Source organism: Methylobacterium sp. J-059 (assembly GCF_022829485.1).
Taxonomy (GTDB): domain Bacteria; phylum Pseudomonadota; class Alphaproteobacteria; order Rhizobiales; family Beijerinckiaceae; genus Methylobacterium.
Genome location: NZ_JAKSYA010000178.1, coordinates 106,157 through 129,507 on the forward strand (window position 1 = coordinate 106,157; position 23,351 = coordinate 129,507).

The following is a 23,351-nucleotide window of genomic DNA, read 5'->3' on the forward strand; positions in this document are numbered from 1 at the left end:
TTGTGTTGGAAGCCTTTCCATCAAGTTTAATCGAACGGAAACAGACCTTGCGCATTGCGTTGAGATGTTAGACATCATAGCCGCCTTGCCTGAACAAGCTGGCGTCAGCTGAAAATTTCCCAACCCTTGGGCTGCGTTGACGTCGGACGTGTCGAGGGAAGTCGGACCGGGGAACGATCGATGATGAACGACAACGGCATGGAACCGGATTACATCGCTCTGGCGGCAGAGATCGTGTCGGCCTTCGTGAGCAAGAATTCCGTTCCGGTCCCGGAATTGAACGGGCTCATCGTCTCGGTGCACACGACGCTGGCCCAGCTGGGGAACGGCGCCGCCGCCGAGAAGGTCGAGCCGCCGACGCCCGCGGTCTCGATCAAGCGCTCGGTCACGCCGGACTTCATCATCTGCCTGGAGGACGGGAAGAAGTTCAAGTCGCTGAAGCGCCACCTGCGCACGCGCTACGACATGACCCCCGACGCGTATCGCACCAAGTGGAACTTGGCGGCCGACTACCCGATGGTCGCGCCGAACTACGCCGCCGCCCGCTCCGAGCTCGCCAAGACGATGGGCCTCGGCCAGCAGCGTCGCAAGACCCGCGGCAAGGCCGCGCCCGAGGCGGCCGTCGCTCCGGCCCCGCGCCGCAGCCGAGGCCGCAGCGCCGCCGAGGGCTGATCGCCGGGTCCTTCCGATCGCCCGGTCGGGCCCGGCAGAACCCGCGTCCCGTCCCCCATGGGAGACGGGCGGGTTGCGGGGCACGACCCGTCCGGGTGGGTCATGCCCCTCGCCCCGGCCCTCTCCTCCGGGAGGGGGAGCCGGACAGCGCGACGCGATCCACTCGCGGGCGCCCGCCCTCGGGAAATCCACAGCTTTCCGCGGCGCTCGCCGGGCCGATTCAGGGATCGGGCATCGCCGGGTGCGATGGCTGTCGGCGAGGAGCCGGCCGGTGGGGCCGGCCGCGTGAGGCGTCGTTCATGCCCGGCCAGCCCAGCCTCGTCGCCCGCCTGTTCTGGATCGCGGTGGTCGGCGGCGGCCTGTCGCTCCGGTACGGGCGCGGCGGCCTCCTGCTCTCGGGCGCGGCGCTCGGCCTCGTCCTGCTGCGCCATCTCGGGCGGCCCCGGCGCTTCCGCGCCCGGGTGCGCAAGCTCGCCCGCCGCCACGCCCGGACGCTCGCCCTGCGCCGCCGGCAGGAAAGCTTCGTCGACGCCTACGGCAACCGCATCGTCGACGGCTGGCTGCGCGAGCGCGACTACTTCGTCGCGCGCACCGTGGTGCCGGACCTGACCGCGCGCGGCTTCGCGGACCTGTGCGCGGCGCGGGCGGACACGATCCTGTCCATCGTCGAGGCGGTGGCCGAGGCGGTGGACCTGCCCGAGGACGACGCGGCGCCCGAGGAGGGCGTGCCCTACGAGCGGTTCTGCGCCGCGCGGCTCGAGCGCGCCGGCTGGCGCACGCACCCGACCCCGGCGAGCGGCGACCAGGGCGCCGACATCGTCGCCGAGCAGGGCCGCACCCGCCTCGTCGTGCAGTGCAAGCGCTACGGCCGCCCGGTCGGCAACGCCGCGGTGCAGGAGGCGGCCGCCGCCGCCCGCTACTGGTCCGGCGACATGGCCGCCGTGGTCACGAATGCCGGCTTCACCCCCGCCGCCCGCAAGCTCGCCGCCGCCACCGACGTGCTGCTGCTGCACCACGACGATCTCGACGACCTGCGCCCGATGCGGACCGTCCTGGCCGCGCGGGGCTGACGGCTCTTCTCCTCTTCCCTCCCCCGACGGATCTCGGGCTTGCCCGAAGTCCGCACCCCGTGTGCCCAAGTCGGGCAGGCCCGACTTGGGTGCGGGGGAGGGAAAGACGCGGCGCGTGCGCCCCTAGAACAGCCCGTCGATCTGGCCGTTCGCGTCGAGGCGGATCGTGTCGGCGGCCGGCACCCGCGGCAGGCCCGGCATGGTCATGATCTCTCCGCAGATCACCACGACGAAGCCGGCCCCGGCCGAGAGGCGCACGTCGCGCACCGCGACCACGTGGCCCTCGGGGGCGCCGATCAGGGTCGGGTCGGTCGAGAACGAGTATTGGGTCTTGGCCATGCAGACCGGCAGGTGGCCGTAGCCGTCCTTCTCGAAGGTGGCGAGCTTGCCCGCCGCCTTGGACTCGATCTGGATGTCGGCGGCGCCGTAGAGCTTGGTCGCGATCGCCTTGACCTTGTCCGACAGCTTGGCCTCGGCCTCGTAGGTGTAGGCGATCGGCTTCGGCGCGCCCTGGGAGAGCGCCACCACCGCATGGGCCAGGGCCTCGGCGCCGGCGCCGCCCTCCGCCCAGTGCTTGCAGGTGATCGCCTCGACGTCGAGGCGTTCGCGACAGAGGTCGCGCAGCTTGGCGTGCTCGGCATCGGTGTCGGCGTGGAAGTGGTTGACCGCCACCACCACCGGCAGGCCGAAGCCGCGCACGTTGGCGACGTGGCGCGCCAGGTTGGCGAACCCCTTCTCGAGGGCGTCGACGTTCTCGGCCCCGAGGTCCTTCTTGTTGACCCCGCCGTGCATCTTCAGCGCCCGCACCGTGGCGACGATGACCACCGCGGACGGCGACAGGCCGGCCTGCCGGCACTTGATGTCCAGGAACTTCTCCGCGCCGAGGTCGGCGCCGAAGCCGGCTTCCGTCACGGTGTAGTCGGCGAGCCTGAGGCCGGCGCGGGTGGCGATCACCGAGTTGCAGCCGTGGGCGATGTTGGCGAAGGGGCCGCCGTGGATCAGCGCCGGGTTGCCCTCCAGCGTCTGCACCAGGTTCGGCTGCAGCGCGTCCTTCAGCAGCACCGTCATCGCGCCGGTGGCCTTGATGTCCTTCAGGGTCACGAGCTTGCGGTCGCGGGTCTCGGCGACGACGATGCGGCCGAGGCGCTCCTCGAGGTCGGCGAGGTCCTTGGCGAGGCAGAACACCGCCATGACCTCGGAGGCCACGGTGATGTCGAAGCCGTCTTCCCGCGGAAACCCGTTGGCGACGCCGCCGAGCGACTGGGTGATCGCGCGCAGCGCCCGGTCGTTCATGTCGACGACCCGGCGCCAGTGGATGCGGCGCACGTCGATGTTGAGCTCGTTGGCCCAGTAGACGTGGTTGTCGATCAGCGCCGCGGCGAGCGCGTGCGCCGAGGTGATGGCGTGGAAGTCGCCGGTGAAGTGCAGGTTGATCTGCTCCATCGGCACGACCTGGGCCTTGCCGCCGCCGGCCGCGCCGCCCTTCATGCCGAAGCAGGGCCCGAGCGAGGGCTCGCGCAGGCAGATCATGGTCTTCCGGCCGATGCGGTTCAGCGCGTCGCCGAGGCCGACCGTCGTCGTGGTCTTGCCCTCGCCCGCCGGCGTCGGCGAGATCGCGGTGACGAGGATCAGCTTGCCCTCGGGCTTGCCCTCGAGCCCGCCGATGAAGCCGTGATCGAGCTTGGCGATGTGCTTGCCGTAATTGTGCAGGGCGTCGTCGGGGATGCCGAGCTTCTCGGCGACCTGCGCGATCGGCTGCAACGTCGCCGCGCGGGCGATCTCGATGTCGGAGGGCATGGTTTCCTCAACCTTTGGCACGAGGGCGTCGTGTGGCGTCCGGTTTTGTCCGCGACGTCCGTTCAAGCCGGCGTTGTGCCGTGCGACAGGCGCAAGACCAAGCGCAACGCCCGGCCGATTCCGACATTTTGCGTCAGCTCCGGTCGAAAAGCGCGTCGAAATTATTCGCTGCGCCGACAAATTCGATTTGGCGCGCCTTCAGCCGGTCATCGCGGTGGCGGTGTAGCCGGCCTTGGTCAGCGCCTCGGCCAGCACGAGGCTCTGGGCCGAGGTCCGGATCGCGACGCGCTCGTGCGCCCGGTCGACCGCGACCTCCGCCGCCGGATCGATCCGCTGGACGATGCGGCGCACCGACGCCTCGCACCCGCCGCAGGTCATGCCCTCGACCCGCATCAGAAGTTCGCCCTGCGCGTCCATGCCGTCGCTCCGTCGATCGATCGCCTGCCACCGATCTCGGGCGCCGGGCCGGGCGCGGCAAGGGCGGAGCAGGGCGAGGATTGGGCGCGCGAAGCCGCAAGCGGGCGAAAAAACTTCCGGATGTCACACTCGCGGAAAACCGCCGCGCCGGCTCACCTGCGCGCTTGCGGCTCCGCGGGCCCTCGGCGACAAAAGGGCTCCGCGGCCCCGATCAGGCAGGCCCGGGCTCCCCCCCCGAATCCAGGCAAGAAGGCACCCGTGGCGAACCGACCCACAGCCCGGAGGATCGGCCGGCATGCGGGCCTGTGGTCGATGGGTCTGCTCGGCCTCGTTGCGCTCGCGCCGCTCGCCGCCCTGATGCCCACGGTCGGCGCGCTCGCGCTCGGGGGGCTCGCCGCGTTCGGCGCGCTCGCGGCCCATGCCCGTGCGAGCGGGCTGAAGGCACGCTGCGACAAGCTCTCGGCCGAGCTCGACACCCTGTCGAAGCGCCTGCTCAAGGCCGAGGCGGCCGGCCGGGCCGATCCGGCGCAGGCCGGGCTGCCCCGCGACGTCGAGGAGCTGACCGTCGAGATCGGCCTGCTCAGCGGCATCGTGCGCGACCTCGCGGCCGTGGTCGGCACGCAGGACGGCGAGGTCGCGCGGCTGAAGCAGCAGGCCGCCGACCTGGCCGCCTCGAAGCCGGCGCCCGCCCCGGAACCGCCGCCGGCCCCAACCTTCGCATCGGCCCCCGCCTACGCGCCGGCCCCCGCCTACGCGCCGCCGCCCGCCTCGGTTCAGCCGCCGGCCTACGTGCCGCCCGCGGCGCCGGAGCCCGAGCGGGCGCCGATGCCGGTGCCGCGCCTCTTCCCGCCGCGCGCCCTGCCCCGGGCGGACGCGGCCGCCCGGGGCTCGACCGAGGACGAGGCGGTGATCGCGGCCTTCGACGGCGACGGCCTCGAGGTCCACCTCCAGCCGCTGGTGACGCTGCCGCAGCGCAAGGTCGCGTCCTACGAGGCCCTGGCCCGCCTGAGGCTCGCCGGCGCGGTGCTGACGCCGGAGGCGTTCCTGCCGGTGCTGGAGCGGCACGGCCGCTCGACCGAGCTCGACCGGCGCATGCTGCAGCGGGTCGCCACCATCGCCCGCCACCTCGTCGGCCGCGGCAGCGAGGCGGCGGTGGCCTACGGCCTGTCGCCGCTCTCGCTCTACGAGCCCGGGTTCCTGCGCGGGATCGCGCGGCTGGTCGCGGCCGAGCCGGCCCTGGCCGGCCGACTCGTCGTCGCCCTGCCGCAGGCGAGCTGGCGCAACCTCGACGCCGAGCAGGCCGGCGCCGTCGCCGCGCTCAAGGGCCGGGTCGGCTTCACCCTCGACCGGCCGGCGGACCTGCGCTTCGACGCCGCGGCGCTGGCGGGCTACGGCGTCGGCCAGGTCAAGGTCCCCGCCGGCCTGCTGCTGCGTCCCGGCCCGGCCCGGCGCAGCCTGTCGGACATCGCGATCGAGGACCTCGTCACCGCGCTCGCGCGGGCCGGCATCCGCCTGGTCGCGACCGACGTCGCGGCCGAATCCGACGTGCCCGACCTGATCGACCTCGACGTGCCGTTCGCGCAGGGGCCGGTCTTCGCCCCGCCGCGCCCGGTGCGGGCCGACGTGCTCGCCGCGCAGGCCCCGCCGGTCCCCTCCGCCCCCCCGACCCCGGACGACCCGCCCGAGCCGACGCCGGAGCGCCGCCCGTTCCGGGCCTTCCTGCGCCGGGCGAGCTAGAGGGGTCGTACCCGATCCGGAGGGTCCCTTCGGGATGGCAGATCGGGGGGAAGCCGTGCCAGGGGCGAGGATGCCGGGCGAGCAGGGCCTCGAACAGCGCCGGGCGGCAGCGGAAATTGGTCGCCCGGAGCCGTGAGACGGCGTCGAGCACATCGAGGAGGCCGCGGCGCACGGCGAGGTCGACGATGCCGAGCGTGCCCGTGACGGCGACCCCCCTGGCCCGGGCGGCGGCGACGCCGGCACGGCCATCCATGAGGATCAGGTCCGCCCCGAGCGCCGTCGCCAGCCGGATGGCTTCCCATTCCCCGGCATCCAGTGGCCCGAGCGACGGGTCCGACCCGACCGGATCGGGCTCGACCGCGGGCCAGGCCGGCGGCGCCGACATCCAGCGTCGCACGGCCGCGGGAGCTTCGGGATGGCGCAACTCCCGGCATACCGTGTCGGGGATCGCGACCCCGGCCAGCAGCGTCGGCAGCACCGCGATAAGGTCGATCAGCACGAGATAATGGATCGGCCCGGCATCGGCGACGGCACGCAACGGATCACAGGCCGAGGCGGTCGAGATCGCGGCGGTCGTCGTCCAGGTCGGTGAGGTCGTAGTCGACGAAGACGTTGCGGGCCTTGAGGAAGGCGTCGAGCGCCGCACGGGTGCCGAACCCGAGCAGCGTGCGCAACTCGGGGGGCGTCAGCCGCCCGGCGCGAAACTCCTCGACCGCGAAGGCCTCCAGCGCGCGGCGCGCGAGGTCGCCGCCATCCGCGGCGAGGCGGCGGGCGAGGTCGTCGGGAATCGGGACCGTCACGTTCCCGCCGCGAGGCTACGCCGGGTCGCCCGATCCCGCAAAGCCCCGCGCGATTGCCAACCCCGGCCGGCGCGCCTAACCCGGCCGGCGCCTTCCCCGACAGATCCGCCCGAGACCGCCGATGCCCGATCCGATCCCGACGCTGCCCGGCCTGTCCGGCATCGCGGATGCCTACGACCTGATCCTGTGCGACGTCTGGGGCGTGCTGCACGACGGCACCCGCGCCCACACCGCCGCCGGCGCGGCGCTGATCGCCTTCCGCGAGCGGCCCGGCCCGCGCCCGCGCCGGGTGGTGCTGGTCTCGAACGCGCCCCGCCCCTGGGCCGGCGTGCAGCGCATCCTCGACGGCTACGGCGTGCCGCGCGCCGCCTACGACGCGATCCTGACCTCGGGCGACCTCACCCGCGGGCTGATCGCCCGGCGGCCGGGCGCGCGGATCCACCATCTCGGCCCGGAGCGTGACGGCCCGATCTTCGAGGGGCTCGACCTCACGCTGGTGCCGGCCGACGCCTGCGATCTCGTGGTCAACACCGGCCTGTTCGACGACGCCACCGAGACGGCCGAGGATTACCGGGCGACGCTGGCCGCGCTGAGGGCCCGCGACGTGCCGATGATCTGCGCCAACCCCGACCTCGTGGTCGAGCGCGACGGCCTGCTCATCCCCTGCGCCGGCCTGCTGGCCGAGGCCTATGCCGCGATCGGCGGCGCGGTGACCTATGCCGGCAAGCCGCACCGGCCGGTCTACGAGGCCGCGCTCGCGCTCGCCGCCGGCCTCGACGCGGGCGCCGCGCCCGATCCCGCCCGCGTCCTGGCGGTGGGCGACGCGATCCGCACCGACATCGCCGGCGCGCGCGGGTTCGGCATCGCCAGCCTGCTCGTCGCCCGCGGCATCCACGCCGAGGAGCTCGGCGTCTCGGCCGCCCACCACACCCTCGGCGACGTCGCCGCCTGGCTCGCGCGCCAGCCGGTGCAGCCCGACGCGGTGATCGAGCGGCTCGCCTGGTAGCCCGCCGGCCGCGGCACGGCCCGCGCACGGCGGCGCGCGGTTTCGGGGCGGTCGATCGCCCCGGCGGCACAGCCGATCCCCACTTCGAGTTGCCCGACGATGCGCCGCCCCGCTTCCACGCCGCCCCGATCGGTCAGGCCCCTCGGATGAGCGGTCTCGCCCAGCGCGATCCGGCGGCCTGGCGCTCCCAGGACCGCATCGTCGCGCGCATCGGCTCGCTGCGGCAGCTCCAGCTGTTCAACGATCGCGGCGGCATCGCCGTCAACTTCGACATCCTGCGCTCGGCGGCGCCCGACATCCGCATCGCCGGCAGCCAGAGCGAGACCTTCAGCCTGTGGGAGACCGCCTCGGCGAGCGGATTCGTCACCAAGCCGAAATTCGACGCCGACCTCGTGACCATCCGCTTCGTCACGAGCGGCAGCATCGCCTACCGCTACCGGGCCGGCGAGGCCATCGGCCTGCCCTCCCACGCCACGCTGGTCGGCTTCGAGGACCTGCGCGAGGTCCAGGCCTCGAGCGGGTTCGGCGCCATCAGCGGGACGATCCCGGTCGCGGCCCTGACGGCCGCCAATGCGGCGCTGACGGGCGGCGGCGACCGCGGCTTCGCGCCGCTCGCGCCGATCGCCGCGATGACGACCCCCGGCGTGCAGATGTTGTTCTGCACCCTGCGGCAGATCCATGCGCACAGCCACGGACCGAGCCGGCGCGGGAACCTAATCGTCCCGTTGATCCAGGAGATCCTGAGCTACCAGCTGCTCTCGGTCTGGCCGAAGCGGGACATGCCGGCGCCGCAGGAGAGCCAGGACGTGCCGCTCCGGCGCGTCCGCGCCGCCCTCGACTACATCGAGGCGCACCTGTCCGACCCGCTGACGCTGGCCGACATCGCGGCCGCGGCCGGGATCAGCGTCCGCTCGCTGCAGGACAGGTTCCGGCAGGCGATCGGGCAGACGCCGGTGCAGTTCATCATCGATCGCCGCCTGCGGAAGGTCCACCACGACCTGACCGCGCGCGGCGGCGCGACGCTCTCGATCTCCGAGGTCGCGGCGCGGTGAGGGTTCGTCCACATGAGCGATTTCGGGCAGCGCTACCGGCGGCTGTACGGCTGCGCGCCGTCCGAGACGCGGCGCGACGCCGGCCGGCCGCGCTGAATGCGCCCCGGGCGGTGAGGGGCCCGCGGCGCTTCGGCCGCGGGCCCGGATGCGGATGCGGATGCGGATGCGGATGCCTGCCGGCCGAGCGCCGGGGCCCTATCCGGGCTGGCTATCAATATAGCGCAAGACAGTATAAATATCGCGCGAATTTGACACTTCTAGTTTAAAATCGGATACCAACGTATGTGAGTGCAACTTCGATCCCATTTTGGATTCGATATCCGGTCTCTCATCGATCGGCGGTCTCGAGGGCAGGTCCAAATCCTGCATCGTCGCCGGATCGGAGCTGCCGAATATATAGCGAACGGTCTTTGTAAGGTATTTATTCAAAATACACTGTAACTCATAGATCGATTATCCTACGCACCTCGAGCGCGTCGCACGGGAACCCGCATGCTGGATCTTGCGAACAACGATGCCTGCACCCGCAAGACGATCCCGGCTCGTCCGCCGGCGGATCGCGATGCGGCCGTGACGACGCCCGGTCCGACCGCAGGCGCCGCCATGGCCCCCCGCGGCCGGCGCACGATGCAACCCGCGCACCGGCCGGGTCGCCCGGGCGCGGGCCAGCGCCCGACCCGGCCTGCCGCATGCCGGCCTTCCGCGCCGTCCCGCGCACGCCGGGCCGCGTGATGCCGATGCCCCATCGAGATCGACGCATGACAGAACTCCTGCCGTCGGAGCGCACCGCTCAGACGCTGAAGCGCATCGCCACGGCCCTGGGCTGCACCGTCGAGGAGCTGGTGAGCACCCGGGAGGGCGGCTGCCCGGCCCAGGAAACCCGGGAGCTGCTGACGCTGTGGGACGCGATCCGCAGCGACGCGGACCGCCGGATCGTGCTCGACACCGCCCGCGAGGTCGTGCGGGCGCAGGAGGCCTCCGCCGCGCCCTGAGGCCGGCGGCGGCTCCCGCGGCCAAGCCGCCACCTTATGATCGAGCGGCCGACTCGGGGCCAAGCGGCCAGGTTACGGCCAAGCTGCCATCTTGCGGCCCAGCCCGCCCCGGATGCTGTCGCCGACGGTCGCCGTCCGGACGAGGGCGGGACCACGAGGGGGCATCCCGATGACCGAATCCGTGCCGGCCCGCGCCGTGAAGGCCCACGACGAGCAGCGCCTGGAGCGCTCCGTCGCCGCGACGCTGCGGGTGATCGCCGCCGCCCATGCCGAGCGCGAGGCGCCTCCCGTCCACGCCGCCCGCCGGCGCCTCGGCGAGGTCTACGGCGCGACCCGCCTCGCCCGCCGGCTGGAGCGGGCGCAGCGCGCCTGACGGGAGGTTGCCGGGTCGGCGCCGCGGCGCTAACCCGATCCGCGATGCGGTATTATCTCGGCCTCGCCACCACCTTCCACGACCCGGCGCTCGCGCTGATCGGGCCCGACGGCACGGTCCTGTTCGCCGAGGGCGCCGAGCGCTTCCTGCAATACAAGCGCGCCCCGAACTGCGAGCCGGACCCGGCCACCCGCATGGTCGGGCTGCTCGCCGAGCTCGTGCCGGAAGGCTCCGAGCTCGTCGTCGCCTCGACCTGGGGCCAGCAATTCACCGAGTTCCTCGAGGGGCAGGGGCGCACCGGCGCCTTCACCCTCGAAGCCCTGGGCCGGCACGCGCCGGTGCTCAACCGCTCGTTCGTGCCCGAGCGCGCCGAGCGCATCTTCGTGGCCGAGATGGCGATCGCCCAGGCGCGCGCCGGCTATGGCACGCTGCTGGCCCTCGACCAGGAGACGCGGGGCCGCGGCGGCGCGGCGCGCGCGCGGATCGTGCGGCAGGACCGCTTCCCCCACCACCTCACCCACGCCGCCTACGCCCTGTGGGGCAGCCCGTTCTCGGACGCGACCGCGGTGATCGTCGACGGCATGGGCGAGACCGGCGCGGCCGCGCTCTACCGGATGGAGGCGGGCCGCATCGCCGAGGTGCGGCGCCACCGCGGCCGCGGCTCGGTCGGCTTCCTCTACGGGCTCGTCACGGACCTCGCCGGCTTCGACCAGCTCAAGGGCGAGGAATGGAAGATCATGGGGCTCGCGCCCTACGGCCGCTCCGATCCCGCGCTCGTCGCGCAGCTGCGCCGCCTGTACACGGCGGAGGGCGGCCGCCTGAAGTTCACCGACGACGCCACCGTGCGCGACGTGGTCGCGACGATCCTGAGCCGCCGCCCGGCCGATCTCGGCGAGGCCGGCTGGGCCGATCTCGCCAGGAGCGGCCAAGAGGTGTTTTCGGAGTTGATGGACATCCTCGTCGCCGAGGCCTGGGCGCTCAGCCCGCACGAGAACCTGGTGATCGCCGGCGGCTGCGGCCTCAACTCCTCCTACAACGGGCGGGTGCTCGAGCGCTCGAGCTTTTCCCGCCTGCACGTGCCGTCCGCGCCGGGCGACGACGGCAACGCCGTCGGCGCGGCCTGGCTCGCCTACGCCGCCGACAACCCGGGCTGGACCGGGCCGGCGCCGGAGGCGCGCCCGCTCACCCCCTATCTCGGCTCGCGCGTCTCGACCGCGCCGATGGAGCGGCTGGCCGAGTGGGAGCCGCGCGCGCGCAAGGTCGGCCATGCGGCGGCGACCCGGGAGGCGGCGCGGATCCTCGCGGCCGGCGGCCTCGTCGGCTGGGTCCAGGGCCGGGCCGAGTTCGGCCCGCGCTCGCTCGGCAACCGCTCGATCCTCGCCGACCCGCGGCCGGCGGGCGCGAAGGACGCGCTCAACGCCAAGGTGAAGTACCGCGAGGCCTTCCGGCCCTTCGCCCCCTCGATCCTGGCCGAGGCCGGCCCCGACTGGTTCGAGGCCTACGCCGACAGCCCGTACATGGAGCGCACCCTGGTCTGGCGCGAATCCAAGCGCGACCAGGTCCCGGCGGTGGTGCACGCCGACGGCACCGGCCGGCTCCAGAGCGTGACGCCGGCGCGCAACCCGGCCTACGCCGCGCTGATCGCCGCCTTCGCCGAGATCACCGGCGTGCCGATCCTGCTCAACACCAGCTTCAACGTGATGGGCAAGCCGATCCTCCACACGGCGGAGGACGCGATCCTGATGTTCACCACCACCGGCCTCGACGCCCTGGTGGTGGAGGACTGGATCGTGGTGAAGTGAGGGGTCGGGAGGCGCGCGGGAGCCTTACAGGACCATGGCGGTGCGCCCCGCGCGCATCCCCTCGCCCCGCACGCGGGGAGAGGGCCGCGACGACCCCGTCGTCGGCGCGGCGAGGCGGCAGCCGACGGTGAGGGGGCTTCGACGGCGGAGCCTCGTCCGGTGCCTTCCCCTCACCATCGCTCTGGCTTCGCCTGTGCTTCCCGGCTGCACGACGAGGTGCGGCCGGGCCTCTTCCCGCGTGCGGGGAGAGGGGAACCCGCACCCCATGCGATCCAGGTGAGATGGGGGAGCCGACGCCCCGCCTCAGAACAAGCCCGCGAGATCCGACAGCACCGCCACCGGCGCGAGGTCGGCGTACTCGTCCGGCTTCCCCATGCGGTTGATCCAGGCGCAGGCGAAGCCGAAGGCGGTGGCGCCGGCGATGTCCCAGCGGTTCGAGGAGCAGAACAGCACCGCCTCGGCGGGCACGCCGAGGGCGTCGAGCGCCACGGCGTAGGCGCGCGGATGGGTCTTGAAGACGCCGGCCGCGTCGGCCGAGAGCACTGCGTCGAGGCCGGACGCGAGGCCGGCCGAGGCGACCGAGCGGCCGAGCATGGCGTCGTCGCCGTTGGAGAGGATGGCGGTGGACAGGCCGCGCGCGCGCAGGCGCTCCAGCACGCCCGGCACCTCCCCGTAGGCGTCGAGGTCGCGATAGGCGTCGAGCAGCCGGTCGCGCAGGCCCGCGTCGACGTCCGGGTGGCTCGCCAGGGCGAAGTCCAGGGCCCGCTCGGTGAGCTGCCAGAACGGGGCGGTGCGGCCGATCAGCGACAGGGTCCAGCTGTATTCGAGCTGCTTCACCCGCCACAGCTCCGACAGCCGCGCCGCCGCCGGCCCGACGGCGTCGGCATGGCGCTGCACCGCCGAATGCACGTCGAACAGGGTGCCGTAGGCGTCGAACACCACGGCGCGGCGGCCGGCGAGAAGCGGTCTTTCCGACATCGCGGGCGCTACTTCTTCTCGAGCACCTCGATCGGGTTGGTGCGCTGGCTCGCGGCCGGCTCGCGCGTGAGGTTCTGGCTTCCCGCTTCCTGCGGGGCCGCCTTGCCGCCCGGCGCGCCGGGACCGCCGGTGGCGGTGCCGCCGGAATTCGGCTGGGTCGGCACCGTGCCGCTGGCGAGCTCGAGGCAGGTCACCATCTCGACGTAGGACGGGTAGCCGCCGGCCTTGTACTGGTCCTCGCACTGGCGCTTGGCCGAGGGCGTGTAGTCGCCCCAGCGGCGCTCGGCCTCCTTCTTCGCGTCCCGCTCGGAGCGCAGGCAGCCCTCGATGTTGGCGTTGTCGCTGACGCTGACGTTGGCCCGGCTCGCCGACTGGCAGGTCTTCTTGATGTCGAGGTTCGGGACCGTGTCGGCCCGCGCGGCGGTGGAGGCCGCCGGTGCGGCGAGGAGGGCGAGCGCCAGGGCCCCGGTGAGCGCGGCGCCGGCAAGGATGCGTGTCGTCATGGTCCGCTCGTCGTCTCTCGGCGTGGGATGCTCGGAAGCTGTGAGGCACAACGCGCGGCACGCCGGAGGGTCCCGCCCGCGGGACAGGAATCCGAGGCCGCCGCGCTCAGGGGCCCGCGTGGGCGGCCCGGAGCGCCGCGTCGAGGTCGGCGAACAGGTCGTCGGCGTCCTCGAGCCCGGTCGAGAGGCGCAGCAGGTCGGGCGGGCACGGCGTGCCCGGTCCCTCGACCGAGGCGCGGTGCTCGATCAGGCTCTCGACGCCGCCGAGCGAGGTCGCGCGCTTCCACAGGCGCACGCGCGCGGCGGTGGCGATCGCCGCGGCCTCGCCCCCGGCCACCCGGATCGACAGCATCGCCCCGAACCCCTGGTCCATCTGCCGCGCAGCGACCGCGTGGCCCGGATCCTCGGGGAGCCCCGGATAGAGCACCCGGGCGACGTGGGCGTGCCGGGCGAGGCGGCCCGCGAGGTCGAGGGCGCCGGCCGATTGCGCGGCGGCGCGCAGGGGGAAGGTGCGCAGGCTCCGCATCAAGAGGTAGGCCTCGAACGGCCCGAGGATCGCGCCGCCGCTCGCGCGGATCGCGCCGATCCGGGTCCAGGCGGCGTCGCGGGCGGCGGTGGCGAGCACGCCGGCGATCACGTCGGAATGGCCGTTCAGGATCTTGGTGCCGGAATGCATGACGAGGTCGGCGCCGAGCCGCAGCGGCCGGGTGTGGAACGGCGAGGCGACGGTGGAGTCGACCGCCAGCCGCGCCCCGGCCCCATGCGCGATCTCGGCCGCGGCGGCGATGTCGGTGACCGTCCAGAGCGGGTTGCCGGGGGTCTCGATCCAGACGAGCTTGGTCCGGCCCGGCCGCATCGCGGCGCGCAGGGCGTCGAGGTCGTCCATCGCCACGAAATCGAGGTCGAGCCGGCGCCGCGGCGCCTCCTCGCGCAGCCAGCGCTTGAGGGCCCAGTACATCACCGCCGGCGCGACCACGTGGTCGCCGGGCTCCAGCGCGCCGAACACCGCCGTCGCCGCCGCCATGCCGGAGCCGAACAGCATCGCGGCCGGCGCCTCCTCCAGCATCGCCAGCACGGCTTCCGCCTCGCGCACCGTCGCGTTGTCGGGCCGCGCGTAGGAGAAGCCGGAGGAATAGCCGTTGTCGGGGTCGCGGATGAAGGTGGTCGAGACGTGCAGCGGCGCCACCACCGCGCGGGTCACCGGCTCGACATGCCCCATCGCCTGGGCGGCGAGCGTCCGCTTCGACCATCCGGCGGCGCGAGGGTCGGCGTCGTCCGTCGGGTTGCGTGAGGTCATGGCCGCGTCCGATGTTGCGTGGCGGGAGATCGTTCGGCGGTCCGGATTCGGCTCGCGCCGCGTCCCTTCCCTTCATCGTCCCTTCCCCGCACGAGGGGAGGAAGACGCGCGGGTTTCCTATAGCCTCCGAACGCCGCGGCTGCCACGATCCGGGCCGGGGCCGCCTCCGAGGCCCCGTCGGGTTTCGTCCATGCAGACCGCCAGCCGCGCCGCGTCCACGCAAGCCTCTTCCACGCAAGCCTCGCCGACGCGGGTTCCGATCCGCCCGGCCCTTCCCTGGTGGCTGCGCCTGCCCGCCGCGATCCTGCCGGTGGGGGCGACCTCGCTCATCGGCGGGCTGTCGACGGCCCCCGAGATCGACGGGTGGTACGCCGGCCTCGCCAAGCCCGCCTTCAACCCGCCGAACGCGGCCTTCCCGATCGCCTGGACGATCCTCGACGTGCTGATGGTCGTCTCAGCTTGGCGCCTGCTCGGCGCCCGCCCGGCCACCGGCCCGTCGCGCCGGGGCTGGTGGCTGGCGATCGCCGCCTTCGGCGTGCAGCTCGCGCTCAACGCCGCCTGGACGCCGGTGTTCTTCGCCCGCCACGCGCTGGGTGCCGGCCTGGTGGTGGTGGTGGCCCTCCTCGTGATGATCCTGTGGACGATCCGCCTGAGCTGGCGGATCGACCGGATCGCGGCGGCCCTGCTGCTGCCCTACGCCGCCTGGGTCGCCTTCGCGTCCCTGCTCAACGCGGCGATCTGGCGGCTGAACTGACGCGGCGCGCCGGCACCCCACGCCCCGGACCGTGGGGCCAAAAAATCCTCGCCGTCCGGCGTGGCGCCCGGGCCCGGCCCGATGCTGCCGCGCGCCCATGCCCGCCGGTGACCGGCCCCGGTTCGTCGCCGTCGGCGCCTCCGGGGCCGAGGGCCTTCGCGACATCCGGGCGCTCCTCGTCGCCCTCCCGGCACCGCTCCGGGCCGTCCTCCTCGTGCTGCTCCGCCCCTGGGACCGGCCGAGCCACCTCCGCGCGATCCTGGCGCAGGCCTGCCCGCACCCGGTCCTGATCGCGGACGCGGGCGAACGCTTCGGGCCGGGCCGCATCGACATCGGCGAGCCGGCCCGGCACCCGATCCTGGCCGACCGCAGCTTCGGCGAGATCGTCGCCGACCCGATGCGGCTGCACGGCAACCGCACGGTCGACCTGCTCTTCCATTCCGTGGCCCGGCACGGCCGCGGGCGGATGATCGGCGTGGTGCTGTCCGGCTCCCTCGACGGCGGCGCCCGCGGGCTCGCCGCGATCCATCGCGCCGGCGGGCTCACCATGGTGCTCACGCCCGAGCCGCCGCCCCGCCACGGCATGCCCGAGAGCGCGATCGCTCGCGACGGCCCGATCGCCACGATCGGCAGCCCGAGGACGATCGCTGCGGACGATCCTCCGGGGATCGCGGGGGAGGCGGCGCCGCAGGCGGAGCCGGCCCGCGCGCCGGCCCCGCCCGCTCTGGCCCCCCTCCCCCATCCGGGTTAGACACCGCGCCCCACGCCATCTGCAGGACGCGACCGGATGATCGGCATCACGCAGCGCATCGCCACCGAGCTCGGCGTCGCCGAGGCGCAGGTGAGGGCGGCGGTCGACCTCCTCGACGGCGGCGCGACGGTGCCGTTCGTCGCCCGCTACCGCAAGGAGGCGACCGGGGCGCTGGACGACGCGCAGCTGCGCACCCTGGAGGAGCGCCTCGGCTACCTGCGCGACCTCGAGGAGCGCCGCGCCGCCGTGCAGGACGCGATCCGGTCCCTCGGCAAGCTCGATGCGGACCTCGCCCGGAAGATCGCGGCGGCCGAGACCAAGGCGCGGCTCGAGGACCTCTACGCGCCGTTCAAGGTCAAGCGCCGCACCAAGGCGCAGATCGCCCGCGAGGCCGGGCTCGGGCCGCTCGCCGAGGTGCTGCTGGCGCGGCCGGACCAGGCCCCCGAGCAAGCGGCGAAGAGCTTCTCGGGCAAGGACGGCTTCCCCGACGTCGAGGCGACCCTGGAGGGCGCCCGCGCGATCCTGATCGAGCGCTTCGGCGAGGATGCCGAGCTGGTCGGCGGCCTGCGCGAGGAGACCTGGCGGCGCGGGCAGATGCGCGCCTCGGTGCGCAAGGGCAAGGCCGAGGGCGGGCAGAAGTTTGCCGACTACTTTTCGTTCGAGGAGCCGCTCACCCGCCTGCCCTCGCACCGGATCCTGGCGCTGTTCCGCGGCGAGAAGGAGGAGGTGCTCGACCTCGACCTCACCGACGCCGAGACGCCGCCGCCCGGCCGGCCGGCCTGGCAGGAGGCGCGGATCGCCCAGACCTTCGGCATCGCCGAGGCCTTCGGGATCGCCGAGCGCGGACGGCCGGGCGACCGCTTCCTCGCCGAGACGGTGCGCAAGACCTGGCGGACCAAGCTGAAGCCGGCGATCGACACGGACCTGCGGGCCCGGCTCTGGGCGGTGGCGGAGGCCGGCGCGATCTCGGTCTTCGCCGGCAACCTGCGCGACCTGCTGCTGGCCGCGCCCGCCGGCGCGCGGCCGACGCTCGGGCTCGATCCGGGCTTCCGCAGCGGCGTGAAGGTCGCGGTGGTCGACGCCACCGGCAAGGTCGTGGCCACCGACGCGATCTTCCCGCACGAGCCGCGGCGCGACTGGAACGGCGCCCTGGCGACGCTGGCCAAGCTGTGCCGCGCGCATCGGGTCGAGCTGATCGCCATCGGCAACGGCACCGCCTCGCGCGAGACCGACAGGCTGGCCGCCGAGCTGCTGGGCAAGCACCCGGAGCTGACGCTGACCAAGGTGATGGTCTCGGAGGCCGGCGCCTCGGTTTACTCGGCCTCGGCCTACGCCTCGGCCGAGCTGCCGGGCCTCGACGTGACCCTGCGCGGCGCGGTCTCGATCGCGCGGCGGCTGCAGGACCCGCTGGCCGAGCTCGTGAAGATCGAGCCGCGGGCGATCGGCGTCGGGCAGTACCAGCACGATCTTGCCGAGGGGAAGCTGTCGCGCTCGCTCGACGCGGTGGTGGAGGATTGCGTCAACGGCGTCGGCGTCGACGTCAACGTGGCCTCCGCGCCGCTGCTCGCCCGCGTCTCGGGGCTGAGCGAGCGGGTGGCGGCCAACATCGTCGTGCACCGCGACGCCAACGGCCCGTTCCGCTCGCGCGCCGCGCTGAGGAAGGTCGCCGGCCTCGGGCCGAAGGCCTACGAGCTCGCCGCCGGCTTCCTGCGGATTCGCGGCGGCAGCGATCCGCTCGACGCCTCCGGCGTGCACCCGGAGGCCTATCCGGTGGTGAAGAAGATCCTGGCCGCCACCGGCCAGCCGATCGGCGCCCTGATCGGCAACGGGGGCGTGCTCAGGGCGCTGAACCCGCGGGCATTCGTCGACGCCACCTTCGGCCTGCCGACGATCGGCGACATCATCGCCGAGCTCGAGAAGCCCGGCCGCGACCCGCGCCCGGCCTTCCGCACCGCGACCTTCCAGGACGGCGTCGAGACGATCGCGGACCTGAAGCCCGGCATGCGGCTCGAGGGCGTCGTCACCAACGTGGCCGCGTTCGGCGCCTTCGTCGACGTCGGGGTGCATCAGGACGGGCTGGTGCACATCTCGGTGCTCGCCGACCGCTTCGTGAAGGACCCGCGCGAGGTGGTGAAGCCCGGCGACGTGGTGCAGGTCCGCGTCGTCGAGGTCGACCCGGCGCGGAAGCGCATCGCCCTGAGCATGCGCGCGGAAGACGGCGAGCGGCCGGCGCGCCGCGAGCAGGGGCGCCAAGACCAGGCACGCCAGGAGCGTGCGGCGTCGACGCGCGGGCCCGCGCCGCGATCCGCCGCCGCGCCGGCGCCGGAATCGGGGGGGGCCCTCGCCGACGCGTTGCGCCGGGCGGCGACCGCGCAGGGACGCGGACGTTCCTGAGATGGGAGGCCCGCACGGGATGGGAGGCCCGCGGGACGCCGGCCCCGCGAAACCGTTGCCGCGGCAACGGAATTCTCGTAGAGCGGATCGGAGAACGGCCGAGCTTGGCCGGCGGTGCGATCGCGGCGGCATCCATGCAGGCGGATACCGCTGGAGAGCCAACGGGTTATGAGGGTGACAAGCCGTGCGCCGGCAGCTAAGCTTGCGCAGGGCGAGGTCGCGGATGGTCGACGATTCCGCGTCCTTGGGGGCGCGCACGCGAGACGAGTGATGGCAGGCCAGAAGACGGATCAACGGGACGTTTATGTCGGGCAACGCATCGCGGAACAACGGCGCAAGGCGTCGTTGACCCAGCGCCGCGTCGCCCAGAGCTTCGGCATGTCCGCGGCGCAGCTGCAGAAGTACGAGAAGGGCACCAACCGCATCAGCGCGATCCATCTCGACATCTTCTCGCGCATGACCGGCGTGCCGCTGGACCACTTCTTCAACGGGATGCCCCGGGACGAGGACCACGCCGTCGAGGGTTTCGGCGACACGCCGCAGCGCCCGCTTGACGCCGGCTGGCAGGGCGTGGCCGAGATGGTGGCCCGCCACGTCTCCGAGAACTGCTCGGCCGACACGCGGCGCGACCTCGCCGCCGCGGTCCAGGCCCTCGAGCGCAAGTTGAGCGGCTGAGGCCGCCACGTCCCTGTGGTAGCACCTTCGGACCGATTGGCCGTCCGCTTCGTACGGTATAACGGATCCGTTCGGCATTCCACCTTGACCCTGCCGGGAGCCGGTGCCAGAACTCCGGCCCTCACAACCGGGTCAAGCGCCGCGATCAGGAAGGCGCACCCGTCAACCGGGGTGCTCTCACGATGCCGCGTTCGGACTTCCTGTTCACGAGCGAATCCGTCTCCGAGGGCCACCCCGACAAGGTGAGCGACCGGATCTCCGACACCGTGGTCGATGCCTACATCGCCGCGATGCCGGAAGCCCGCCTCGGCGTCGAGACGCTGACCACGACCAACCGCGTCGTGATCGCCGGCGAGGTCCGCGGCCCCGATTCGGTGACCTTCAAGGACCTCGAGGCGCTGTCTCGCGAGGCGGTGAAGGATATCGGCTACGAGCAGTCCGGGTTCCACTGGAAGAACAACGACGTGCAGATCTACCTGCACGCCCAGTCGGCCGACATCGCCCAGGGCGTGGACGCGGCCGGCAACAAGGACGAGGGCGCGGGCGACCAGGGCATCATGTTCGGCTACGCCGCCGACGAGACCCCGGAGCTGATGCCGGCCCCGATCTTCTACGCCCACAAGATCCTCAAGGACCTCGCCGACGCCCGCAAGGCCAAGCAGGGCGACGCGGCCAAGCTCGGCCCCGACGCCAAGAGCCAGGTCACGGTGCGCTACGCCAACGGCCGCCCGGTCGAGGCAACGCAGATCGTGCTCTCGACCCAGCATCTGGACGAGTCGCTCGATTCGGCCGACGTGCGCGCCATCGTCGAGCCCTACATCCGCGCGGCCTTGCCCGAGGGCTGGATCAACGAGGGCACGGTCTGGCACGTGAACCCGACCGGCAAGTTCGTCATCGGCGGCCCCGACGGCGATGCCGGCCTCACCGGCCGCAAGATCATCGTCGACACCTACGGCGGCGCGGCGCCCCACGGCGGCGGCGCCTTCTCGGGCAAGGACCCGACCAAGGTCGACCGCTCGGCGGCCTATGCCGCGCGCTACCTCGCCAAGAACGTCGTCGCCGCCGGCCTCGCCTCGCGCGCCACGATCCAGCTCGCCTACGCCATCGGCGTGGCCAAGCCGCTGTCGATCTACGTCGACCTGCACGGCACCGGCAAGGTCGACGAGGCCAAGCTGGAGGGCGTGCTGATGGACGCCCTCGACCTCTCGCCCCGCGGCATCCGCCTGGCGCTCGGCCTCAACAAGCCGATCTACGCCCGCACCTCGGCCTACGGCCATTTCGGCCGCGCCCCGGACGCCGACGGCGGCTTCTCCTGGGAGCGCACCGACCTCGCCGACAAGCTGAGGTCGGCCCTGGCGTAAGGGTTTCGACCCCGCGCCGGCGGCCCCCTCTCCCGAACGGGAGAGGGGGCCTGCGCCCGATCCGGTCGCCGATCGAGGCGTGAGCCTCCCAACGAGTTTCCCCGTGACCGACACCAGCCCCCCGGCCGACGCCTCCGAGCGGGCCTTCTTCGGCCGACGCAAGGGCAAGCGCCTGCGCGGGCTGCAGGAGCAGCGCCTGTCGGACTTGCTGCCGCGCCTGCGCGTCGACCCGCCCGCCGACGGCCGCCCCCTCGACCCGGCGACGCTGTTTCCCGGCCTCGCCCGAGGCCCGTCGGAGGTCTGGCTCGAGATCGGCTTCGGCGGCGGCGAGCACCTGGCGGCGCAGGCGGCGGCCCATCCCGAGATCGGCATCATCGGCGCCGAGCCCTTCGTCAACGGCGTCGCCAAGCTGCTGCGCGCCGTCGACGAGCGGGCCTTGCGCAACGTCCGCATCCGCGACGAGGACGTGTCACCGCTGCTCGCCGCCCTGCCGGATGCCAGCCTCGCGCGGGTCTACCTGCTCTACCCCGATCCCTGGCCGAAGCGGCGCCAGCGCAAGCGCCGCTTCGTCTCGGACGAGTCGCTCGCCGAGATCGCCCGGGTGCTGCGGCCCGGCGGCCTGTTCCGCTTCGCCAGCGACATCGACGACTACGTCGGCTGGACCCTGGTCCGCACCGCCCGCTGCCCGCACCTGCGCTGGACGGCGCGCACGGCCGCCGACTGGACGCAGCCCTATCCCGGCTGGCCCGGCACCCGCTACGAGGCGAAGGCGATCGCGGCCGGGCGCCGCCCGACCTACCTCGAGTTCGCGCGCGTCGCGCCGGGCTGAGGCCCCGTCCGCAGGCGACGATGCGTGAGGTCGCGGGGCCGGCCACCGGGTGCCGGAGGAAAGCGCCGGTGGCCCGGCGCAGGCGACCCGCACGATCCTCGCGGCGGCCTCGGGCGGCGTTCGGCGGCTTTCTTCGAGGATCGGCCGGGGCGACGGGGTCAACTAAGCTGTTGTCGAAGCCGCAGGCGCCGCCGGGCGACTTGCCCCGCTTCGGCCCCGGCCCCATCTTGGGCGCGCTCCTGTCGGGCGCCCGCTCGGTGCCTCCGTCGGGGCGACGCTTTTCGAGACGGCGCGACCGCGCGTTCGAGGGGACGGTGTGACCGACAGGGACGATCACGGCCCGGTGGACGACCCGCGGCGCGCGGCCTTCGAGGAGGCCGCCATCGGGCTGGCCGTGCTGTCGCAGGACGGCGCGCGCCTGCGCGACGCCAACCCCGCGCTCTGCGCCCTGCTCGGCCACCCACCCGGCGCGCTCGCGGGGCGGCCGGCCGCCGACCTCGTCGGCGGCGGCCGGATCGCCGACGGCATCCATCCCTGGCTCCATGCCGACGGCGGCTCGGTCGAGGTGCGGGTGCGCCGCTCCGGCGCCGGCGGGACCGTCCTCGTCGTCGAGGCGGTGGATGCCGACGAGGCGGCCCGCTCCGAGGAGAACCGCCAGGACCTCGCCGCGGCGGGCCTCGGCGAGTGGCGCTGGGAGCGGAGCACCGGCCGCCTCGTGCTGTCGCGCCGCGCCGCGCAGATCCTCGGCCATCCCCCCGGCTCCTCCGCGACCTGGGACATCCTACGCGCCGGCCTCTCCGCGGGCGAGCCCGACCGGATCCAGGCCGTGGTCCGGGACGCGATGGCGCGCGACGGCGCCTACCGCTTCGAGACCCGCCTGACGCGGGAGGCGGACGGGCGCGAGATCATCGTCGACGTGCGCGGCCGCCCGGTCCACGCCGAAGACGGGCGCCGCACCGGCATGGTCGGTGTGGTGCAGGACGTGACCACGCGGGTCGAGGCCCGCGACGGGCTCGCCGCCCGCGACCAGCGCCTGCGGGTCGCGACCACGGTCGCCCGGCTCGGGATCTTCGAGTGGCACATGCTCGAGGACCACGCGATCTGGGAGAACGAGCGGATGTTCGAGATCTTCGGGCACGCGCCCGAGGACGGCACCATCGGCAAGACCGAGTTCCTTCGCGATACGCTGCACCCGGACGATCGCGCCGCGGTGCGGCTGGCGATCTCGCAGGCGCTGCGCGACGACGCGATCCTGCACACCACGGGCCGCATCCGCCGCCGCAGCGACGGCGCGTGGCGCACCATCGACCTCGCCGGCCGCTTCGAGCGCGACGCCCCGAACCGGCTGCCGCGGCGGCTGATCGGCCTCGTCGCCGACGTCACCGACCAGCGCCTGGCCGAGGAGCGGCAGGCGCTGCTGATCCGCGAGCTGCACCACCGGGTGAAGAACACCCTGGCGACGGTGCAGGCGATCGTCGGCTCGACCGCGCGGACGGCGTCCAGCATCGAGAGCTTCTACGAAGCCTTCGTCGGCCGCATCAAGTCGCTCGCCCACACCCATTCGGTGCTCACCGAGGCGACCTGGCAGACGGCGGACCTGCGCACGCTGCTGCTGAGCGAGCTGCGCCCCTACGCCGAGGCGCAGGCGGGCGAGGGCGAGGCCGCCGATGCGGACGGGGCCCTCGACGGCCGCATCGTGCTCGACGGGCCGGACACGGCGCTGCCCTCCGAGATCGCGGTGCCGATCGGCATGGCGATCCACGAGCTCACCACCAACGCCGCCAAGTACGGCGCGCTCTCCAACCGGCGCGGGCGGATCTCGGTCGCCTGGGCGGTCCTGCCTGGCGGGCCGGCCGGGATGCTGCGCTTTGCCTGGCGCGAGAGCGGCGGCCCGGCGGTGGAGCCGCCCCGCCGCCAGGGCTTCGGCTCGCGCCTGCTGCAGCGGGTGCTGACGACGCAGGTGCAGGCCGAGGTCGAGACCCTCTACGCCCCCGGCGGCTTCGCCCTCACGATGCTGGCCCCGCTTCCGGTGCGGAACGCCAGCCTCGACCCGCCGGGCTGACGCACGGGCACGTGCCCCTTCCCCCTCTG

The 23,351-nt window shown here is 73.6% G+C and carries 21 protein-coding genes and 1 pseudogene; 15 read left to right on the forward strand and 7 right to left on the reverse strand.

The window, feature by feature from the left end:
• Positions 1–180: 180 nt before the first annotated feature.
• Both MKK55_RS27435 and MKK55_RS27440 read left to right on the forward strand, forming a co-directional pair.
• Positions 181–672 carry a MucR family transcriptional regulator gene (locus MKK55_RS27435; protein WP_279596385.1) on the forward strand — a complete coding sequence of 164 codons (492 nt, stop codon included), beginning with the start codon at positions 181–183 and terminating at the stop codon, positions 670–672.
• A gap of 299 nt (positions 673–971) precedes the next feature.
• A complete protein-coding gene (locus MKK55_RS27440) occupies positions 972–1,742 on the forward strand; it encodes a restriction endonuclease (RefSeq protein ID WP_147860280.1) in 771 nt (256 codons plus the stop codon).
• A 123-nt stretch (positions 1,743–1,865) separates the two neighbouring features.
• On the opposite strand, the gene MKK55_RS27445 is transcribed toward MKK55_RS27440, so the two are convergent.
• Together MKK55_RS27445 and MKK55_RS27450 are read right to left on the reverse strand one after the other, a co-directional pair.
• Positions 1,866–3,539, reverse strand: a complete 1,674-nt coding sequence (locus tag MKK55_RS27445; protein ID WP_243938792.1) for a formate--tetrahydrofolate ligase — start codon at positions 3,537–3,539, stop codon at positions 1,866–1,868.
• Positions 3,540–3,737: 198 nt separating this feature from the next.
• A complete protein-coding gene (locus MKK55_RS27450) occupies positions 3,738–3,956 on the reverse strand; it encodes a heavy-metal-associated domain-containing protein (protein WP_147729049.1) in 219 nt (72 codons plus the stop codon).
• Positions 3,957–4,268: 312 nt separating this feature from the next.
• Between MKK55_RS27450 and MKK55_RS27455 the strand changes: the two genes are divergently transcribed.
• On the forward strand, positions 4,269–5,693 hold the full coding sequence (locus MKK55_RS27455; RefSeq protein WP_243938842.1) for an EAL domain-containing protein: 1,425 nt from the start codon (positions 4,269–4,271) through the stop codon (positions 5,691–5,693).
• A gap of 88 nt (positions 5,694–5,781) precedes the next feature.
• Here the strand turns inward: MKK55_RS27455 and MKK55_RS29265 are convergent.
• A pseudogene (locus MKK55_RS29265) lies at positions 5,782–6,078 on the reverse strand (DUF3368 domain-containing protein); the annotation flags it as partial.
• A gap of 157 nt (positions 6,079–6,235) precedes the next feature.
• Positions 6,236–6,493: a UPF0175 family protein gene (locus MKK55_RS27465; RefSeq protein WP_147729952.1), complete on the reverse strand. Its 258-nt coding sequence runs from the start codon at positions 6,491–6,493 to the stop codon at positions 6,236–6,238.
• Positions 6,494–6,614: 121 nt separating this feature from the next.
• On the opposite strand from MKK55_RS27465, the gene MKK55_RS27470 reads away from it, so the two are divergent.
• The 5 genes from MKK55_RS27470 (at position 6,615) to MKK55_RS27490 (ending at position 11,718) form a co-directional block, all read left to right on the forward strand.
• Complete coding sequence (locus MKK55_RS27470) at positions 6,615–7,499, forward strand: TIGR01459 family HAD-type hydrolase (RefSeq protein WP_243938794.1); 885 nt, start codon at positions 6,615–6,617, stop codon at positions 7,497–7,499.
• A 146-nt stretch (positions 7,500–7,645) separates the two neighbouring features.
• A complete protein-coding gene (locus MKK55_RS27475) occupies positions 7,646–8,551 on the forward strand; it encodes a helix-turn-helix domain-containing protein (RefSeq protein WP_243938796.1) in 906 nt (301 codons plus the stop codon).
• A 758-nt stretch (positions 8,552–9,309) separates the two neighbouring features.
• A complete protein-coding gene (locus tag MKK55_RS27480) occupies positions 9,310–9,543 on the forward strand; it encodes a hypothetical protein (protein WP_147730013.1) in 234 nt (77 codons plus the stop codon).
• Between the two features lie 169 nt (positions 9,544–9,712).
• Entirely contained in the window at positions 9,713–9,916 is a 204-nt protein-coding gene (locus MKK55_RS27485; protein ID WP_147844666.1) for a hypothetical protein, read from the forward strand.
• A 44-nt stretch (positions 9,917–9,960) separates the two neighbouring features.
• Entirely contained in the window at positions 9,961–11,718 is a 1,758-nt protein-coding gene (locus MKK55_RS27490; protein ID WP_147860266.1) for a carbamoyltransferase, read from the forward strand.
• Between the two features lie 303 nt (positions 11,719–12,021).
• On the opposite strand, the gene MKK55_RS27495 is transcribed toward MKK55_RS27490, so the two are convergent.
• The 3 genes from MKK55_RS27495 to MKK55_RS27505 all read right to left on the reverse strand — a co-directional run bounded on the left by MKK55_RS27495 (position 12,022) and on the right by MKK55_RS27505 (position 14,496).
• Positions 12,022–12,696, reverse strand: a complete 675-nt coding sequence (locus MKK55_RS27495) for a haloacid dehalogenase type II (protein WP_243938798.1) — start codon at positions 12,694–12,696, stop codon at positions 12,022–12,024.
• 8 nt (positions 12,697–12,704) lie between these two features.
• Positions 12,705–13,199 carry a hypothetical protein gene (locus MKK55_RS27500; protein WP_147844330.1) on the reverse strand — a complete coding sequence of 165 codons (495 nt, stop codon included), beginning with the start codon at positions 13,197–13,199 and terminating at the stop codon, positions 12,705–12,707.
• A gap of 106 nt (positions 13,200–13,305) precedes the next feature.
• Complete coding sequence (locus tag MKK55_RS27505) at positions 13,306–14,496, reverse strand: trans-sulfuration enzyme family protein (protein WP_243938800.1); 1,191 nt, start codon at positions 14,494–14,496, stop codon at positions 13,306–13,308.
• A gap of 190 nt (positions 14,497–14,686) precedes the next feature.
• On the opposite strand from MKK55_RS27505, the gene MKK55_RS27510 reads away from it, so the two are divergent.
• The 7 genes from MKK55_RS27510 (at position 14,687) to MKK55_RS27540 (ending at position 23,322) form a co-directional block, all read left to right on the forward strand.
• The gene (locus MKK55_RS27510) at positions 14,687–15,250 is read left to right on the forward strand and encodes a TspO/MBR family protein (RefSeq protein ID WP_243938802.1); all 564 of its coding nucleotides are present in this window, start codon (positions 14,687–14,689) and stop codon (positions 15,248–15,250) included.
• 97 nt (positions 15,251–15,347) lie between these two features.
• Positions 15,348–16,001, forward strand: coding sequence for a chemotaxis protein CheB (locus MKK55_RS27515; protein WP_243938804.1), 654 nt, complete (start codon positions 15,348–15,350; stop codon positions 15,999–16,001).
• A gap of 36 nt (positions 16,002–16,037) precedes the next feature.
• Complete coding sequence (locus MKK55_RS27520) at positions 16,038–18,395, forward strand: Tex family protein (RefSeq protein ID WP_243938806.1); 2,358 nt, start codon at positions 16,038–16,040, stop codon at positions 18,393–18,395.
• 270 nt (positions 18,396–18,665) lie between these two features.
• A complete protein-coding gene (locus MKK55_RS27525) occupies positions 18,666–19,070 on the forward strand; it encodes a helix-turn-helix domain-containing protein (protein WP_147729573.1) in 405 nt (134 codons plus the stop codon).
• A 182-nt stretch (positions 19,071–19,252) separates the two neighbouring features.
• A complete protein-coding gene (gene metK / locus MKK55_RS27530) occupies positions 19,253–20,431 on the forward strand; it encodes a methionine adenosyltransferase (protein WP_147844288.1) in 1,179 nt (392 codons plus the stop codon).
• Positions 20,432–20,534: 103 nt separating this feature from the next.
• Positions 20,535–21,260, forward strand: coding sequence for a tRNA (guanine(46)-N(7))-methyltransferase TrmB (locus MKK55_RS27535; RefSeq protein ID WP_243938807.1), 726 nt, complete (start codon positions 20,535–20,537; stop codon positions 21,258–21,260).
• 316 nt (positions 21,261–21,576) lie between these two features.
• On the forward strand, positions 21,577–23,322 hold the full coding sequence (locus MKK55_RS27540; protein ID WP_243938810.1) for an HWE histidine kinase domain-containing protein: 1,746 nt from the start codon (positions 21,577–21,579) through the stop codon (positions 23,320–23,322).
• The last annotated feature ends 29 nt before the right edge of the window (positions 23,323–23,351 follow it).